The sequence below is a fragment of the Methylobacterium sp. J-043 genome, assembly GCF_022829505.1.
GTDB classification, from domain to species: domain Bacteria; phylum Pseudomonadota; class Alphaproteobacteria; order Rhizobiales; family Beijerinckiaceae; genus Methylobacterium; species Methylobacterium extorquens_A.
The window spans coordinates 14,902-33,638 of the sequence record NZ_JAKSYB010000009.1 but is presented as its reverse complement, the minus strand read 5'-3'; the positions used below and the strand labels follow the sequence as shown (position 1 = coordinate 33,638).

Below are 18,737 nucleotides of genomic sequence, written 5' to 3'. Positions count from 1 at the left end.
ACGATGACCCCGGCGGCTCTCTTGTCCGCCGGGACGCTGTGTCTTTGCGCGCCAGGTCAGGCCGCGCAGGTTCCGGTTGGAGAGAGCGGCAATGGCTTTTCCGTTTAAGTCGGAAGGCTTCTGGGGTCCCCTGTTCCGCCGCCGCGATCGTGCGCGCATGGCCGTGGAGGCACCGCGCCCGTCGCGTCCGTCGAAGCGTCAGCTCGTCCTGCATCTGAAGACGAAGGCCGGAAAGCTCTTCAACCGCGATCGACTGATTTTCGATCCGTTGGAGCCGCGCGTTCTTCTCAACTCGGACATCACCTATCAGATCGGCGCACCGTCCGACGCTGCGACCGTCGAGCATCAGCTTCTCGTCAAGCTGATCCAGCGGGACGAGACCATCAACAGCACCACGAAGACGGTGCAGCGCATTCAGGTGTTCGACTACACGAACGGGACGCAGGGTATAAACCCGCTCCATACGTTCGGCATCATCGATGCGAGTTCAAACCAAGCTTACACGCTTCAAGGGTCGGGCGGCAAAGAGACCATTACGGTCGATGCCGACTCCTTCAAACTTTTGGGCAATACTCAAAAGCCGATTCTCGCATTCACCGATCCGACCAATGCCGGGGTGAATCCGAACAACAATTCCGACAACACCATCGCCCTCCTGAACACGCCGACCGGGTCCGCGCAATCGGGCGCCGAGTTCAAGCTGACGGGCGCCAATGCCGGCGAGATCGCGTCGGGGAAATTCGCGGGAAGCTTCTCGAACGTTGCCAATCTCGTCGGTGCCGCTTCGGCCGACGACAAGCTGACGATCGGCGCGAACGGCAGCCTCAGCGGCACGTTCGGCGGCGGCAAGAAGAGTCTTCAACTCGACATCTCGTCGGTCGTGGCGGGAAGCATCGACGCGACGCTGTCCGGCGGCGGAAGCAGCTACACGCTGGCCCGGACCAGCGGCTCCTCGGCGGCGACCTTCGGCAGCCTCGCCTTCACCGCGCCGACGACGAGCCTCGGCGTGATCCTCGGCAGCGGCGACGACACGCTCCACCTGGCCAGCCTGCCGCCGGCACCGTCCTTCACGGTCAGCGGCGGCGCGGGCGCGGACAGAATCGTCTTCGACACCGATCTCTCTGCCGCATCCGGGAATCTCGCCGTCACCTTCAATGGCGGCGCGGGCGACGACAGCATCGCCGTATCGGCCAACCTGAGCGCGCTGGCGGGCGATCTCGGCATCGTCTTCAAGGGCGGCGAGGGTGCCAACACCCTGAGCGTCGCGTCGGGCAAGACACTGTCCGCCAGCGGACAAGTCACCATCGCCGCCGACGCGACCGTGACGCCCATCCTCGCCACGTCCGGCCTCAATCGTTCCGGCAGCGCGAACGCGCGGATGGCCGTCACCGTCAACGACGGGGCCGTGATCCGCGGAACCGGCGTGAAGGTCGCCGTCCGTAGCGACATCGCGATCGCCGATACGGCGCCGGCCGACATCTCGACCATCAGCGTCACCGCCAACGGGCTGGCCGGGATCACGCTCGATGGCACGGTCGATGCGCGGACGGGCGACGCGGAACTGACCACCGACGTCAACAACATCGTCACGCTGGTCTCGACGCTCAATTCGGAGCTTGCGAGCGTCAAGCCGAACCTGACCAACAGCTCGACGATCGCCGTCGGCTCCAAGGGGGCGGTCAACGGCGGCACGGTGAAGATCGCCGCCAACACGGTGGCCAAGGTCGATGTGAAGGCCATCGGCCTCAATCTGCTCGGCGTCCAGACGATCACCGGCGCTGCGGCCGGAACCTTCGACAAGGTCAAGAGCGCCGTCAAAGGCGAGGGCAGCTTCAGCGATATCTTCACGCCCGTCGAACTCGCTGCCAGGGGCCTGATCAAGTCGGCCGAGACGACGATCAACAACACGACCCAGGTGACGGTCGCGCCGAGCGCGGTGAGCACCGACTCGCGAATCAGGCAGACCGGCGCCGGTACGATTGCCGGCAGCGATCCCGCCGTCGCGCTCCAGATCTCGGCCGACGACAAGACCGATTCGACGATCACGCTCGTGGCGCGGGACGCCGCGTCGGTGCCCGGCCTCCAGTTCGACGACCCCGCCCTGGACGCCGCTGCGAGCGCCGCCGCCAAGGCGGCGGCCGCCGTCAACATCCTCAACCTGTTCGGCCTGACCGGCACGCAGACCGTCACGCGCCTGACCAGCGTCGATCTCGGCGTGCCGGCCGCCGGAAGCCTTCCGGCCACCGCCCCCGCGCCGGGCGATGCCGCCCTCGTGTCGGCGGAGGGTGCCGCCGGGATCCATGCCGCCAACACCGGTGCGCTGGCCGTGCGCATCCGCGCCGCCACCGATGCGACCGACCCGGCCAAACCGGACGAGAGCCTCGTCGCGGGCGACGGTGAGACCGACAATTCGCTGCCTGCGCCGATGAAGGCGGGTGCGGCCCAGGTCAACGTGAGCGACACCGTGCGGGTCGCCGTGCGCGGCGTGTCCCTCACGGCCGCGTCCCTTGCCGTCGCGGCCACCAACGACACGGCGATCGAGTCGCGCGCCGTCCAGGCCCGCAACCTGCTCACCGGCTCCACCAAGGCCGTCGTCGAGACGGCGCGCCTGACCGCTTCCAGCGGCGCCATCTCCGTCGTCGCGATGGATGCGACCAAGGCGGAGGCCATCGTCGAGCCGATCCGGACCGACAGCCTGGAAGACGAGAGCGATGCCGAGGAGGCGAAGCGCGAGTTGATCGGCATCGCCCGCAGCTCCGCCGTCAACACGGTCGAGCGCGACATCACGGCGACGATCACGGATTCGGTCGTGACGGGAGCCGAAGGCGTCGCGCTGACCGCGCAGAACGCCCTCGACCTCACCACCAACGCCAAGGCCGTCGTCGCCGCGAGCAAGTTCGGCGTGGCCGGCTCCTACGCCGTCAACATCGTGCTCGGCAGCACCACGGCGACCGTGCGGGGCGGAAGCGTCAGCGCCGCGACCGGCGACATCTCCGTCAACGCCTCCGACGTGACCAACATCGATTCGCGGGTGCAGACCTCGGTCGCCGGTGAGAGCAAGTCCGGCGGCACCGCCATCGGCGGTGCGGCGGCCTTCAACATCGTCGGCTACCGGCCGGACGGCCTGACCGGCAGCGACAAGCTGGCCGACAAGGTCGTCGGGATGGCCATCGACGCCATTCTCGGCAGCGGGTTCTTCACCTTTGCCGCCACCCAGGCGACCCGTGCCCGGATCGAGGCCGCCACCGTCACCGCCACGACCGGCGGCGTCGGCGTGAAGGCGATCAGCGCCGGCACGGTGAACGCCACGGTCAGCAACACCGTGACGGTGTCGACCCCGGAGCAGTCGCGCCTGGACGAAGCGAAGGCCCAGGCGACGCGCACGGCGATCAACAAGGCCCGGACCTTCCTCGGCAAGGCGACGCTGAGCAGCGAGCCCGGCGCGGTGACGAGCGCAGGCTCGCGCAGCATCGGCGGCCTGATCGCGACCAACCGCATGAACCGCACGGCCACCGCCGAGGTGATCAGCGGCGCGACCATCACGAGCGGGGGGGAACTCGGCGTCCGCGCGACGGACCTCTCGACGATCAACGCCAACGTGAAGCTCGTGGCGTCGAGCCAAGCCGCCAGCGACGGCGGCCTGGACACGAAGCAGCCGCAGATCAAGTCCGATTACAAGCTGAGCGCCAGCCAGCCGGTGGCGATCACCCTCGGCCAGCGCGTGGCCGTCGATTTCTCGACGCTGCTCGGCGAGCAGGCGATCAAGACCGTCAGCACCCTCGACGCGATCAAGTCCAACCTGCCGTCGACGACGAAGCAGGCGCAGGGCGGCACGACGCCGGGCAAGGCCCCGACGCTGAAGACGGTCAAGACGGGCGACGTCGTTCTCGTCAGCCCCGGTCATCCGGCCGGCAGCGGCGAGGTCGGCTCCTATTACCGCTACATCAAGACGCCGACCGCGCCGGCGACGTCGGACTCGATCGACCTGTCGAAGGAGAACTTCACCGGCGCGAATTGGGAGCTCATCGGCGCGAAGGGTGACGTTTACGCCTATATGGGTGCGGACCGCACCGCCGCGAACAAGCTCGACCTCAAGACGGCGACGTTCTCGAATCGCGATCTCTGGCGCCGGGTCACCGAGACCGAGGCTGCGCCGGCCAAGACGAGCGGATCCGGCGGCACCTCGGCCGGCGGCATCGTCGTGCGCAACGAGATCAAGGGCGGCGTCACCGCCGCGATCAGCAATTCCTCCGCCACGACGACGGTGAATGGCGGCGTCGTGGTCTCGGCCGAGCGCGGCGCGACGATCACGTCGAAGGCCGATGCCACCGTCGAGGCGATCGCCACGATCCGTGAGCAGACCGGCGAGACGGCCGAGGGCACGGCCGGCAGCGGGACGGCGAGCACGGTTCCGGGCCAGACCTCGGCCTTCGACAAGTCCAGCACGTCGAATTCGAGCGCGCTCGCGATCAACGCGGTGATCGCGACCAACACCATCCTGTCGGCCGCCGACGCCTCTATCACCGACGCCGAGGTCGCGACTGCCGGCGACGATGGCGCGGTCACGGTCGAGGCGAAGACGACCGGCTCGATCGAAGCTGAAGTCCAGGCGCAGATCACCGCGCTGTCGAGCGGCCCCTCCGGTACCGAAGACGCCGCCGCCGACCCCGCCGCCGGCGGCTCGACCGGTGGCACCACGACGCCGACGACGGGCACCACCACGCCGACGACGGGGTCGGGGCAAACGACCGCGCCGACGACCACGGCACGGGCGGGCGGCATCCAGCTCGCCTTCAACGCGATCGGCTACGAGAGCAGCAATCTCGGCTTCGACACCCTCAACGCCCTGGTCGGAACCAATCTTGGAAACCCGGCGACGGCGCAGGCCAGCGCCCGCATCACCAATACCCGGGTTACGGCCACGGGCGCTGTCAGCGCGACGGCGGAGTCCTCCGGCACGATCGCCTCGACCCTGAGCAACGAAGTCACCGCTGCGGCCAAGGCCGCAAGCGTCAACTCCCTGGCGGTCTCCGGTCTCGTCGCGATGAACCGCGTCAGCGGCGCCGCCGAGGCGGTGATCGATGCCCGGACCAAGACGGTTTCGGGCACGGACGTCACGGTGTCCGCCACCGATACGGTCGGCATCGAGGCCGAGACCGCCGTGGCGGCCTCGGCTTCGGCCGAGAAGACCGGCTCGGTCAGCGGCCTCGGCAAGAACGCCGAGGCGCTGCTCGGCGAGTACACCTACACCACCGCGTCCGGCAGCCGGCAGGTGAAGTTCGGCGAGAAGATCCGCCTCAGCGATACCTGGGCCGGCAAGGGCGAGAAGGGAGCCGTGTACCAGTACATGGGCGCGGACTTCACCGCCGCCGAGGATCTCGGCAACACGGCGCGGGACTTCGCCGACTTCGCGCTGTGGAAGAAGCTCGACGCCACCAACGTCGTGCCGGGTGCGACCGGCGGCTCGGCCGCTCCGACCGGAAAGATCGCGGCGGCGAAGTCCTCGGCGATGGCTCTCGGCGGCATCTTCGCCCGCAACGACGTGTCGGGTCAGGCCACGGCCCGGATCGTCAACACCACCGTCCAAGCCACCGGTGACGTCAGCGTCAGCGCGAAATCGGAAGCGTCCATCAACGCCACCGATGAGAGCGAAGTCGAGGCCGAGGGCGGCTCGGCCGCCAACGGCGTGCTCGTGTCCAACAATGTGCAGAACGGCGCGGTCGCCTACATCAAGGACAGCACCGTTACGAGTGAAGACGGGGGCGTGAGCGTCTCCGCCGAGAACGCATCGACGATCGAGGCGAGTGCGGCCGGCTCCGTCGCCGGCGAAACGTCGGCGGTTGGCTTCACGCTCGCCTTCAACACGGTCGGCTTCCAGCAGCAGAACCCGCTCTTCAACGCCGTCGACACCATCGTCGGCGATCCGCTCATTGCCACCGTCACCAACGGCGAAAACCCGGCCGGCGCCAAGGCCTACATCACCGGCTCCACCGTCACGGCCAAGCGCGACGTCTCCGTCACTGCCGACAGCCAGGCCAAGATCACGGCCGAGGCCGGCAACAAGGCCGAGCAGGCGGATTCCGAGGAAACCGTCCACAAGGCGGAGACCGGCGCACGCGGGATCTCCGCGGGCGCGGTGCTCGCCATGAACAAGGTCAGCGCCCGCGCCGAGGCGTTCATCGGCGCGGAAACCGTCGCCGCTCAGGCCCCAGCGCAGACCGCCGCCACCGTCGCCTCGACCGATGGCGCGGTGACCGTTTCGGCCAAGAATCAAGCCGGCATCGAATCGACCAGCACGATGATCGGGGCGTCGTCGGTCTCCGGCAGCGTTGCCGAACTGGCCAAGAAGGCGGTCGCCACCGCCCTCAACATTTACGATTACACCTCGAAATCCGGCACCAAGGCGCTGAAGGCCGGTGACCGTGTGCGGCTCGCCGCCGATTTCACCGCGCCTGCCGGATCGAGTTCGAACACCGACGCCAAGCGGACCGAAGAGCCCACTCTAAAGGGCCGGGTCTTCATCTTCGTCGCGGCGTCCGATGCCTCGGTCGATCTCGCGACCGAGGATTACACCAACGCGGCCCGCTGGTTCGCGGTCGATGACGGGGCCATCGTGTCCACCAAGCCGACGGTGGCCGGCACGACGCCCGGTACCACGACGGGCGACACCCTCGACAAAGACACGACCACCATCAAGACCGCGGAAGGCACCACGACGATCACGCGCCAGAAGGCGCGCTACACGTCGAACGGCGGCTTCCAGGACATGATGGCCGGCCAGGGCGTGCTGCTCTCGAAGACCGACACCCTCTCGAAGGGCGAGAAGGGCACGATCTACATCTGGCGCGGGGCCGACAACACGCGGGTCACGCTCCACGGCGAGGATTACACCAGCGCGAACTGGATTCCGGCGGCGGCCAAGACCGTCATGCCGAAGCTCGATACGGTCGCCAACCCGCCGGCGGCGCCGACGCCCGCCGCGGGCTCGACGGCTCCGACCCCAACCGACCGCACCCCCGGCTCGTCGTCCAAGGCCTTCGGCGGCCTGATCGTTTACAACGAGGTGACCGGCGGTGCCGGCGCCCGCATCACCGATGCCACGGTCACCTCCGCGCTGGACCTGACGGTCCATGCCGCGGACGCTGCCGACATCTCGGCCACCGTGCTCAGCACCGTGACGTCGTCCGGCGGTGCCTCCTTCCAATCGAAGACCGGCGCGGCCGGCACCAGCGGCGGCACCGGTGGCGGCACGCTCATCGCGGCCAACGGCATCGCCGCGACCAACGTCGTCCGCGGCGGCGCCGACGCCAGCGTCCTGCGTTCGACGGTGGAATCCACAACCGGCAATCTCGAAGTCAGCGCCGAGAACGAATCCGGCGTCGATGCGCGCATCCGGGCGTCGTCGACGACGTCGGGCGGCCAGGGCGTGTCCGGCGCGGTGACGCTCGCGTTCAACTCGGTCGGTTACGAGACCCAGAACCTGCTCTTCAACGCGATCGACACGCTAATCGGCCAGTCGGCCATCTCGGGAGCCTTCGGTGGCGAGATCGGCGCGGGCGCCAAGGCGACGATCGTCCAGTCGTCGGCAAAGGCCGGCGGCGATCTGACCGTCTCGGCGACCTCCGCTGCCAAGATCAACGCGACCGTCAGCAACGCCGCGACTTCCACGGTCGACGTCGCGATGGTCTCGGGCGGCGCCGGCACCGGCTTCGGTGTCGTCCTCGCCTCGAACAAGGTGAGCGGCAGCGCCGTCGCTCTCATCGACAACACAGGTGTGACCCGTGACATCACGGCCGGCGGCGCCCTGGCCGTCACGGCGACGGATGCGGCCGGCATCACCTCGAACGTCCAGATCGTCACGAGCTCGACCGTCACGAAGAGCGACGGCGGCGCCGTCACCAATCAGTCCAAACTCAACAAGTACCTGCCGTCGGACTTCTCGACGAACCCGAACGAGGTTCAGTCGGCCACGATCCAGTCGAACATCATCAAGAACCGCGCCGATTGGGCACCGGCCGAATTGCTGGCCTTCGAGGAGAAGGTCACCGCGCAGATTACCCGCGTGAAGGGGCTGATCGAGGAGCTTCAGGCCGGCCCCGCGACGCTGCTCAAGCAGGTCGAGACGAAGCTGCTCGAACTCAGGGCGGGCAAGGTCACGACGGAGTACCTGGTCAAGATCAACCAGACCCTCGTCGACCAGCTCAACGGAATTGATCCCTCCAAGATTCCGAGCACCGACCAGACCGATCTCAAGACGCGGATCAAAGAGGCGGCCGACGCGCTGTCGGGGCACCTGACGGCGCTGTCGGTCAACACGGCTGGTGGGGACGAGGCGCGGCTCGAGGCGCTGAAGGTCGCCGCCGAGGCGGCGCGTCTCGGCTATCTCGACGAGGCCGCGCTGCGCAACAGCACCGATTCGGCCGAGAAGAGTGTCGGCCAGTTGATCCGTCTGCAGGTCGCCGTCGATCGCGCGGTCATCGAGACCGCCGGCAAGATCCTGGAACTGAAGGATGGGCTCAACAACTTCCTGAAGCCGTTCGGCCTCAGCACCGACAGCATCGGCGCGATCGACCTCTCGGCATACGGCCAGCTTCCGAAGACCGCGAACGCGCAGGACGTCACCTTCGGCGCGCGGGTGCGGATCGCGGACGGCTACGCCAAGCCGACCTACAAGGCCGGACAGGGCGAGATCACGGTCAAGACCGGCGAAACGATCGAAGATCTCTCGGGCAAAATCTACAAGTATGTCGGTGCCGACATCCTGGTCGAAATCAGCTCGCTCGATCCGGATTTCACGGACGGCACGAAATGGAAACTGATCGCCGACAAGTCCAGCGCCTACAAGGCCGGGGACATCTTCATCTACATGGGCGGCAACGCGAAGATTGATCTCGCAGCCACCGACTACACCAATAAGCTCCTCTGGAAGCGGGCGCTCGAATCCAACTTCATTCCCGATGGCTTGAAGCTGCCGACCACCGGCACGGGAACAGGCACGGGGACCGGCACGACGACACCGGCCCCGGCTACGTCTTCGACCGAGACGGTGGCTCCCACGGGCGACCCGTCGGCCAACAATGCCGCCAAGACCGGCACGGTCGCGGCGCAGCCCTCCGCCTCGCTCGCGATCGGCGGCCTCGTCGTGCTCAACAGCGTCCACGCGGACGCCGTTGCGCGCATCACCGGTGTCACCGCCGAGGCGGGCGGCACGGTCACGGTTCAGGCGAGCGAGACCGCCACGATCAAGGCGACCGCCGACAGCGCCGCCAACGTCAAGTCGGCGAGTTCCTACAAGCCGACGAGCGGCACCGGCACTCCGGCCCCGACCACGCCGGCCGACCCGTCCACAGACAGGACGCTCGGCACGAAGAGCCAGCCGACGAGCCTCGCGCTCGGCGGCATCATCGCCACCAACGCCGTTCTCGGCACGGCGCGAGCCGAGATCATCGACAGCACCGTCACCGGCGGCGGGATGAACGTCGATGCGGCCAACACCGCCACGATCGACGCCACGGCCAAAACCGCGACCTCCAGCGACCAGGGCGCGGTGTCGATCACGCTCGCCTTCAACACCATCGGCTGGAAGGAGCAGAACATCCTGTTCCGCGCCGCCGACACGATCACGGGGCAGCCGCTGATCGCTGCCGGCAGCGGCAACGACGCCGACCCGTCGGGGGCGCGCGCGCAGATCCTGCGCAGCACCGTCACGACGACGGACGCCAGCGGCACGCTCGCCGTGACCGCGCGTTCGGACGCGTCGATCAACGCCCAGCTCACCAACAAGGCCAGTGCCTCGCAAGCGGTGCTCAAGGATGCGAGCGCCTACGCGATCGGCTTCGCGCTCTCCGGCAACCTCGTGAATTCCGAGGCGGTGGCGCGGATCGACAGCAGCAACGCGGCCGGCACCGCCATCGACCCGACGAAGACGCTCGACGCAGCCGGCAAGGTGACGATTTCGGCCACCAGCAACGGCAGCATCACCTCGCTGAACAACCTCTCGGCGATTGCCAGCCTGACCAAGCCGAGCGTGCTGCAGGACTTCGCCGACAAAATCCTCGGCAACTACACCTACACCACCGAATCGGGCTCGAAGACCGTCACGTTCGGCGACATCGTGTTCGCGAAGGTCGGTGGTGTCGAGAAGCTGTACGTCTATTTCGGCGATACCAAGCTCGTCTCCGACCTTAAGACGGAGAGCTACACGGAGGCCAATGGCTGGCGGGAGAACAATCTCCGCGAGTTCGTGAAATTCCTGCCGCCGGGCGTGCTCAACCTCGGCGACAGCAAGGATGTCGCCGGCTCGGCGACGCCGCCGGCCGACAACACGAACACCACCAGCGGCCAGACCCCGTCGAAGCCCTACGCCGTCGCCGTTAGCGGCATCCTCGTGACCAACGACGTACGCAGCGCCGCCACGGCGACGCTCACCGGCATGACCGTGGCCAAGGCCGGCGACATCAGCGTCCAGGCGGAGCAGAAGGGTGCGATCACCGCGACGGTCAACAGCAAGGTCGAGTCGAAGCTGAAGCCGGGCACCAAGGCCGGCGACAAGCACTCCGTCGCGGCCCAGGCCGTGATCGCCTCGAACGTCGTGATGGGCGCGAGCACCGCCACGATCGACCGCAGCCCGCTCGGCGACGCCGCCACCAACGCGACCGTCGGCAATGTCGCGGTGGGCGCCCGCAACACCGGGACGATCACCGCCACGATCGACAGCACGGTCGATTCGAGCGAGACCGCCGTCGGCATCACCGCCGCCTTCAACAAGATCGGCAGCCCGAGCACCAACGCGGTGTTCGACCTCGCCGAGTTGCTCGTCGGGATCGATCTCGACAGCCAGATGACCAAGGGCGGCCAGTTCGCCGCGACCGCCTCGATCTCGGGCCAGCCGATCAACGCCACCGGCAAGGTTTCGGTGGAGGCTCTGTCCCAGGCGACCATCAAGGCCACCATCGAGAACGCCGTCACCTCGATCGGCTCGGCCGCGACCACCGTCGGCGCCGTTGCCGGCTTGAACTTCGCGCGTGTCGGCACCTCGGCCACCATCGCCGACGTGACGAGCCTCAAGGCGGCGGGCGGCGTGGCCGTCAACGCCCGTAGTGCGTCCGCCATTGATGCCGTGGTCAAGGCCCCCGTCACGGCGGTGGTCTACAACATGCCCGACACGAGCGGCACCACGGGCGGTACCAACACCTCCGGGAATACCGGCAATACGGGGAACACCGGCGGAACCGGCACCGCGACGACCACACGCTCGATCTCCGTCGCCGCCAGCTTCGCCCGCAACACCATCCTCGACGTCGTGCTCGAAGCCGGCCTCGACCGGATCGGCGACCTCACGGCGAGCGCGGGCGACGTCAGCGTCACCGCCGCCAACACCGCCACCATCACCGCGAAGGTCGCGGCCACCGCCATCGCCGTGCTGCTGAGCACCGAGGACGGCAAGAATCTCGGCGTCTCCGGCAGCGGCGCCTTCGGCATCAACACGATCCTCGGCGGCGTCGAGGCGAGGATCGCCGACAGCCGGATCACTGCGTCCGGCAGCCAAGCCCCGAGCGTCACCGACGGAACCGGCGGCCAGGGCAACATCACCGTCTCCGCCAAGAGCACGGCCACCGTCACGGCTTCGGTCGAGGCCGCGGCGGCCGCCGTCATCGTCGGCAAGGGCGCGGCCCAGGCGGTGGCGATCGGCGTCTCGCTCGCCTTCAACATGATCGGCTACAACCTCAGCCTGATCCCGGTCGACGGCACCAGCAGCCTCGCGGCCGACAAGGCGCGTTCGCTCGACGTGAAGGCGACCGTGACCAAGTCACGGCTGAGCGCCGGGCGCCGGGTGTCGGTCGAGGCCGAATCGGGCGGCCGGATCGAGGCCCGGACCCTCGCCACCGCCATGGCGGTCGGCGTTTCGACGGGCGGCAGCTCCGGCGGCTCCAGCACCGACGGCAACGTGGCGCTGTCCGGCGGCGGCCTGTTCGTGCGCAACAAGGTCGTCACCTCGGCCTCGGCCGTCATCGACGGCACCGGCAGCAGCGACGACGCGGTCACCTCCGGCACGGGCGGGATCAACGTCTCGGCCAAGGACACCGCCGTGATCCGGGCGACCTCCGTCGCCCTCGGCCTCTCGGCCAACCTGAGCGCGGATGCGAGCAACACCGCCTCGAAGTCGACCCTCGCCATCGCCCTGTCGCTCGCCGACAATGCGATCACCAGCGAGGTGGCCGCGCGGATCACGCAGATCGCCAATCTCGCGACCCTCGGCGATGTGACGGTGGCTGCGGATCGCAGCGCCGACATCTTCGCGCAGACCTACGCCGCCGCGGTCGGCGCGCAGGTCTCCTCGAAGGGAGACGGCGCCTCGGTGAGCGGCGGCGGCGCGCTCTCGATCAACACGATCAAGGGATCGACGATCGCCGAGATCACCGATTCCAAGGTCGGGGACGGTGCCAATGGCGGCGCCAAGGTCGGCAGTCTCGCCGTCTCGGCCCTGGACACCGCGAAGATCGTCGCGCTCACCGGCGCGGCCGCGGTCACACTCGCCGGCACGGCCGAGGGCAAGGCCACGGGCGTCTCCTTCGGCGTCTCCGCCGCGCAGAACGTCATCGGCGGTTCGGGCACAGCGGTTCGGGCGACGGTGGCGGGTACCCCGGTGCGGTCGACCGGCGCCGTCGGCGTGCGCGCCGAGTCGAGGGCCGATATCGATGCGACGACCGTGACGGTCTCGGTCGGTGTCTCGGGCAGCGGGACCGGCGACGCGCGCACGGCGAGCCTCGGCGGCTCGGGCGCGCGCAACACCGTCAACGTCGCCACCACGGCGGAGCTTTACGCCGCGGACGGCACGTCGGTCGCCATCGAGGCCGGCAGCCTCGCGGTCACCGCCAAGAACGCTTCGACCATCTCGTCGGATGTCGGCGCGGCCTCGGTGGCCGGCTCGTTCGGCCAGGGCAAGTCGGTCGCGGTCGCTCTCGCGGCAAGCGTCGCGATCAACGAGATCAGCGGCAACGTCTCGGCGACCGTGAAGAACGCCGATGTGACGACCCTTGCCGGCGGCGTGACCATCGACGCGACGCGGCAGGGCATTATCGAGACGCGCGCCGCGGCGGCCAGCGTCGCGGTGAGCGCGAGCGCAGACAAGAGCATCGCTGTCTCCGGTGCCGGCGTCGCGGCGGTCAACAAGATCAACAGCAGCACCACGGCCACGGGCCAGAACGCGTCGATCAACGCGACGGGCGACGTCACCGTCACGGCCGGCAGCAATGCCACGATCAAGTCATTGGTCGTTGGCGCCGCGGCATCCATCGGCGGCGGGGCGGGAGACGGCGGCGCGGGCGCGCTCGGCATCTCCATCGCCTACAACGAGATCGGTGCCTGGACCGCCTACGACGAGACGGCCCACACGCTGAGCGAGGCGCCCTCGCTGGGAAGCCGTGCCAACGTCTCGGCCACCCTGGTGGGCAGCCAAGTCACGACGACGGGGGCGCTCTCCGTCGCGGCGAGCGCCAACAACGCCATCACGACCGACATCGTCGCGATTGCGGCCGGCGTCACCGTTGCGGGCGGCAAGGCCGGCGCGGTCAGCGTCGGCGGCACCTTCGCGATGAGCAACATCGGCCTCGCGGTCGCAGCCTCAATCGACGGCGACAAGACCGGCGCGACGCCCGGATTCCAGGCTGCGAGCGCCACCGTTTCGGCCGAGGACATCTCGACCATCACGACGCAGGCGCTCTCGGCCAGCCTCTCGCTCGCCGCCGCGTCCGGTAACGCCCTCTCGATCGCCGTCGGCGGCAGCATCGCGCTCAACTCCATCGCCAACGACGTCTCGGCGACGGTGAAGAACCTTGATCGCGGCCTGCAGACCGTGGGTGCGATCCTCGTCTCGGCGAAATCGGCGGGCGCCATCACCGCGAACGCCGCCTCGGCCGCGATCGCCGTGGCCGCGTCCGGCTCGAACGCCGTGCCCGTCAGCGCGGCGGTGACCTATGCGCGCAACGTCATCACCACCAGCACCCGTGCGCAGGCGAGCGAGAGCAAGCTGATCACGACCGGCGCGGCCGGCAACATCAGCGTCAAGGCCGAGGCCTCGGCCGCGATCAACGCCGCGATCCTGGCGGCTTCGCTCGCCGCGGGCGTCGGTGGCAGCAATGCCGCGGGCGTCGGGCTCGGCGCCGCCATCGCCGAGAACCGCATCGGCGTCTGGTCCTCGTCGGGCACCGATGCCAACACCAGCTACGCCCTGGCCAATAACGGCGGCACCGTCGTCGAGGCGTCCCTGACCCGCGTCGGCGTCGATGCGAAGGGCGCTCTGGCGGTCGAGGCGACGTCGAAGAACGTCATCAAGGCGAACATCGCGGCCATCTCGGCGGGCCTCGCGGGCGGCGGCTCCAACGCCGTCGGCGTCAGCGGCGGCGCCACGGCCGTCATCAACGCCATCGGTGTCACCACGCAGGCCTTCATCGAGGGCAACGGCGTGGGCGGCAGCGCGATCGCGAGCAATGCGATCAAGGCCGGTGCCGTCACCGTCAAGGCGGCCGATACGTCGAGCATCACCGCCAACGCACTCACGGCCGCCGTCAGCGCGGCCTTCGGCGGCTCGAACGGTGTCGCGGTCTCGATCGGCTTCGCGCTTGCGCTCAACACCATCAATGCGTCCACCCGGGCCAGCGTGAACAATGTCGGCGACGGGATCGACGCGGGCACCGGTGCAGTCCTGGTCGATGCCCTCAGCAACGCGACCATCACGGGGACGACGACGGCGGCCGCTGTCAGCATCGGCGGCGGCGGATCGGGCGGCATCGCCATCGCCGGTGGCGGTGCGCTCGCCTTCAACACCATCCGCCCCGTCACCCGGGCCGTGATGGCCGCCAGCACGATCACGCAGAGCGGCACCGTCACCGTGACCGCCGCGGCCACTTCGAGGATCTCGGCTCTCGTTGCGGCCGCCTCCCTCGCCGTCGGCGTCGGTGGTTCGGCCGGCGTCGGCGTGGCGATCGGCGTGTCCGTCGCCGCCAACCAGATCGGCGACTGGACGTCGTCCGGCGAGGGACGCAACCGCGTCGATACCGCCGCCGCGAGCCAGGGCTCCGTCGTCGAGGCGCGTCTCACGGGGAGCAGCGTCAAGACGAGCGGCGCGCTGACGGTCGGGGCCAGCTCGGCTCAGGCGATCTCCGCCCAGGTCGCTGCTGCGGCGGCCTCCATCGGCGGTGGCGGTTCGGCCGGCGTCGGCGTCTCGGCGGCCGGCGTCTCGGTCTCGAATGCCATCGCGGTGGCAACCCGCGCCGTCATCGACGGCGACGGTGCGGCCGGCATCGAGGCCGGCAACGTCTCGGTCCGCGCCTCCGACATCTCCACGATCGACGCCTTCGCCGGGTCCGCCTCGCTTGCGGGCTCGGGCGGCGGCGGGGCCGGCGTCTCCGTGGCGGTCGGCTTCACGCTGGCGCTCAACAGCATCGCCGGAAATGTCGAGGCGGCGATCAGGAACGCCGACACCCTCCTGCGCACGAGCAGCTCGCTCGGCGTTTCGGTCAGCGCCACGCGCGCCGGCCGCATCAACGCGGCGGCAGCAGCGGCGGCCATCAGCATCGCGGGCGGCGGCTCGGCCGGCGTCGGCGTGTCCGGCGGCGGCGCCTTTGCCTCGAACCGGATCCTCGGCTCGGTCAGCGCAACGGTGGATACGAGCCGCATCACCACGACCGGCAGCGGCGGCCTCACGGTGACGGCGACCGGCTCGTCCGAAATCACGGCGATCATCTCGGCGGTGGCCGCGTCCGGCGGCGGCGGCGGTGCGGCCGGCGTCGGCGTCGCGCTGGGCGTCAGCGGTGCCGAAAACCGCATCGGGGAATGGTCCAGCACGGGCCAAAACGCCGAGCGCGTCGATACGCTCGGCAGCGGCGGTGCCACGGCCGTCCAGGCCTCGGTCCGGAACTCCCCCCTCGACATCGCTGCAGCCCTGACGGTTCAGGCCACGGCGAGCCAGAAGATCACCGCGACCGTCGTGGCCGCATCCGCCGCGATCCAGGGTGGCGGCGCGGCCGGTGTCGCGGGCGCCGCGGCCGGTTCGGTGGCCGCCAACGCCATCGGAGTCGAGACCTCGGCTACGATCGACGGTGACGGAGCAGGCCCGGACGGCATCAAGGCGGGCAGCGTGACCGTCTCGGCCGCCAACACGGCCCAGATTTCCGCCGTCACGGGCGCCGCCTCGCTCTCCGGGGCCGGCGGCGGCGCGGCCGGCGTCGGCGTGGCGATCGGCTTCGCGCTCGCCATCAACAGCATCGCGGGCGGCATCCAGGCATCGATCTCCAACGTCGATGCCGGCCTGACCACCCGCAGCGGCGGCGTCTCGGTCGGCGCGCGCAACGACGCGCGCATCCGGGCCACCTCCGCGGCGGCGGCCATCTCCATCGGCGGCGGCGGTGCTGCGGGCGTCTCGGTGAGCGGCGGCGGCGCCGGTGCGTCGAACGTCATCACGGTGCGCACGAACGCCTTCGTCGCCAACAGTGCCGTGATCGTGCGCGGTGGCAAGTCCACGGTGTCGGCCGGCTCGAATGCCGACATCCAGGCCCTGATCGTCGCTGCGGCGGCGGCAGCCGGCGGTGGTGGCGCGGCGGGCGTCGGTGTCTCGGTCGGCATCGGTGCGGCGGCCAACACCATCGGTGCCGGCAACGAGATCCAGGCCTATCTCAACAATACGAGCGTCGATTCCGACAACGCGCTCGACGTGACGGCGGTCTCGAACCAGACCATCCGGGCGGATGTCGGGGCGGTGTCCGCATCGATTCAGGGCGGCGGCGCGGCGGCGGTCAGCGTGGCGGGCTCCGGCACCGGCGCCTCCAACACCATTGCGGTCGCAACGCGCGCCTTCATCGACGGCGACGGCGCCACCGGCATCACGGCGACGCAGATCACCCTGTCCGCCAAGGACACCTCCGCGATCACCGCCTCCGTCAGTTCGGCGGGTATCGCGGGCGGCGGCGCCGGAGCGGCCAGCGTCGGCGTGACGGTGTCGGTCTCGATGGCGACCAACCGCATCGGCAACACGGTCGAGGCGCTCGTTCGCAACGCCGATACCGGTGTCACCACGACCTCCGGCGACCTCTCGGTCGAGGCCGAGAGCAGCGGGTCGATCCAGGCGATCGCCACGGCGGCCTCCGTCAGCGTCGGCGGTGCCGGCGGCGTCAGCGTGCAGGTGGCCGGCGGCGGCGCGGGCGCCCTCAACGTCATCACCACGAGCACCCGCGCGGCGATCGAGCGGGCGACCGGGCAGTCGTCCCTCAACCGCGTCACGAGCGGCGCGGGCCTGCGGGTGGCTGCCAAGAGCAGCCAGGACATCGACGCCAAGGTGGTCGCGCTCTCCGCGGCCGGCGGCGGCGCGGGTCTCGCCAGCGTTCCGGTGGCGATCGGCCTCTCGGGCGCCCAGAACATCATCGGCAGCTGGAAGATCACCGATGCGCACGGCAACCGGCTCGATCAGCCGACGCTCGACACCGATGGCGGGGCCAGGGTCGAGGCTCTGATCGCCGACACGGTCGCGACGGCGCAGGGGTCGGTCGCGGTCACCGCCACCTCCTCCAGCACCATCGACGCGACCGTCGCGGCGGCCTCGGCCGTCGTCACGGGCGGAACCGTCGCGGTCGGCGTCGCCGGCTCGGGCAGCTACTCGGGCAACGCGATCAGCTTTGCCACCAACGCGGCCATCACCGGCGCTTCGACGAGCGTTACAGCCGGAGACGTCACCGTTCGCGCCAAGGATCAGGCCACGATCAACGTCGATGTCGGCGCGGCGGCCATCGCGGCTGCGGGTGGCGCCGTCGGCGTGGCGCCGGCGATCGGCGTCGCCGTGGCCCTGAACGTGATCAACAATGCCGTGACCGCGATCGTCGACGGCGCCACCGTGACGACGCGCACAGGCGGAATCCGCGTCGAAGCCACGGTTCCGTCCGACAACGGCGGGTCCAGCATCAACGCCCGCGTGGCTGCGGCCGCCGTGGCGCTCTCGGGTGGCGGCGTTGCCGTCTCGGTGGCCGGTGGCGGTGCCATCGCCACCAACATGATCGGCGGCTCGACCCGCGCACGGGTCAGCAACGCTCGTCTGAACGCCTTCGGTGACGTGGCGGTCGCCGCCGCGAACAACAGCCGGATCGTGGCAGAGGTCGCCGCGCTGGCGGCCGGCGTCAGCATCGGCGGTGTTGCGGTCGGGGCCAGCATCGGCACGGGCGTCGCCACCAACCTGATCGGCAGCGAGATCACGCAGCGGGTCAACGGCGAGGACAAGACGACGAAGTCGGCCGCACTGCTCATCGAGGCTCTGTCGCAGAACACGACGATCGAGGCGGGCGGCAACCTGTCCGTCACCGCCAATTCCGGCCAGACCATTCGGGCGACGGTCGTCGCCGGCTCGGTGGCGATCTCCGGCGGTGCCATCGCCGTCAGCGCCGCGGGGGCCGGAGCCGGCACCCATAACCGGATCGGCGCGATCGTGAGCGCGGCGATCGACGGCGACGGAGCCGGCGACAAGATTTCCGCCGGCACCGTGACCGTCTCGGCGCGCGACACCTCCAGCCTCAGCGTCGATACCGGAGCGGCCTCGGTGGCCGCCTCGTTCGGCGTCTTCGGCAGCGGCTCGTTCGCCCTCGCCGTCGCGGCGGCGGACAACGTGATCGCCAACAACGTCTCGGCCGCGATCCGCAACCTCGGCACGACCGGCGGTCTCATCACCCGCGGCTCCGTCGCGGTCACGGCGACCG

1 protein-coding gene (running past one end of the window) is annotated in these 18,737 nt (G+C 69.6%); it reads left to right on the top strand.

Translation table 11 applies throughout. The features are described from left to right. Positions 1-91: 91 nt before the first annotated feature. Positions 92-18,737, top strand: part of the annotated coding region (locus MKK50_RS00170; protein ID WP_499019551.1) for an LEPR-XLL domain-containing protein (this coding region is incomplete at its 3' end). 14,901 nt of the annotated region lie beyond the right edge of the window; 18,646 of its 33,547 annotated nt are in view.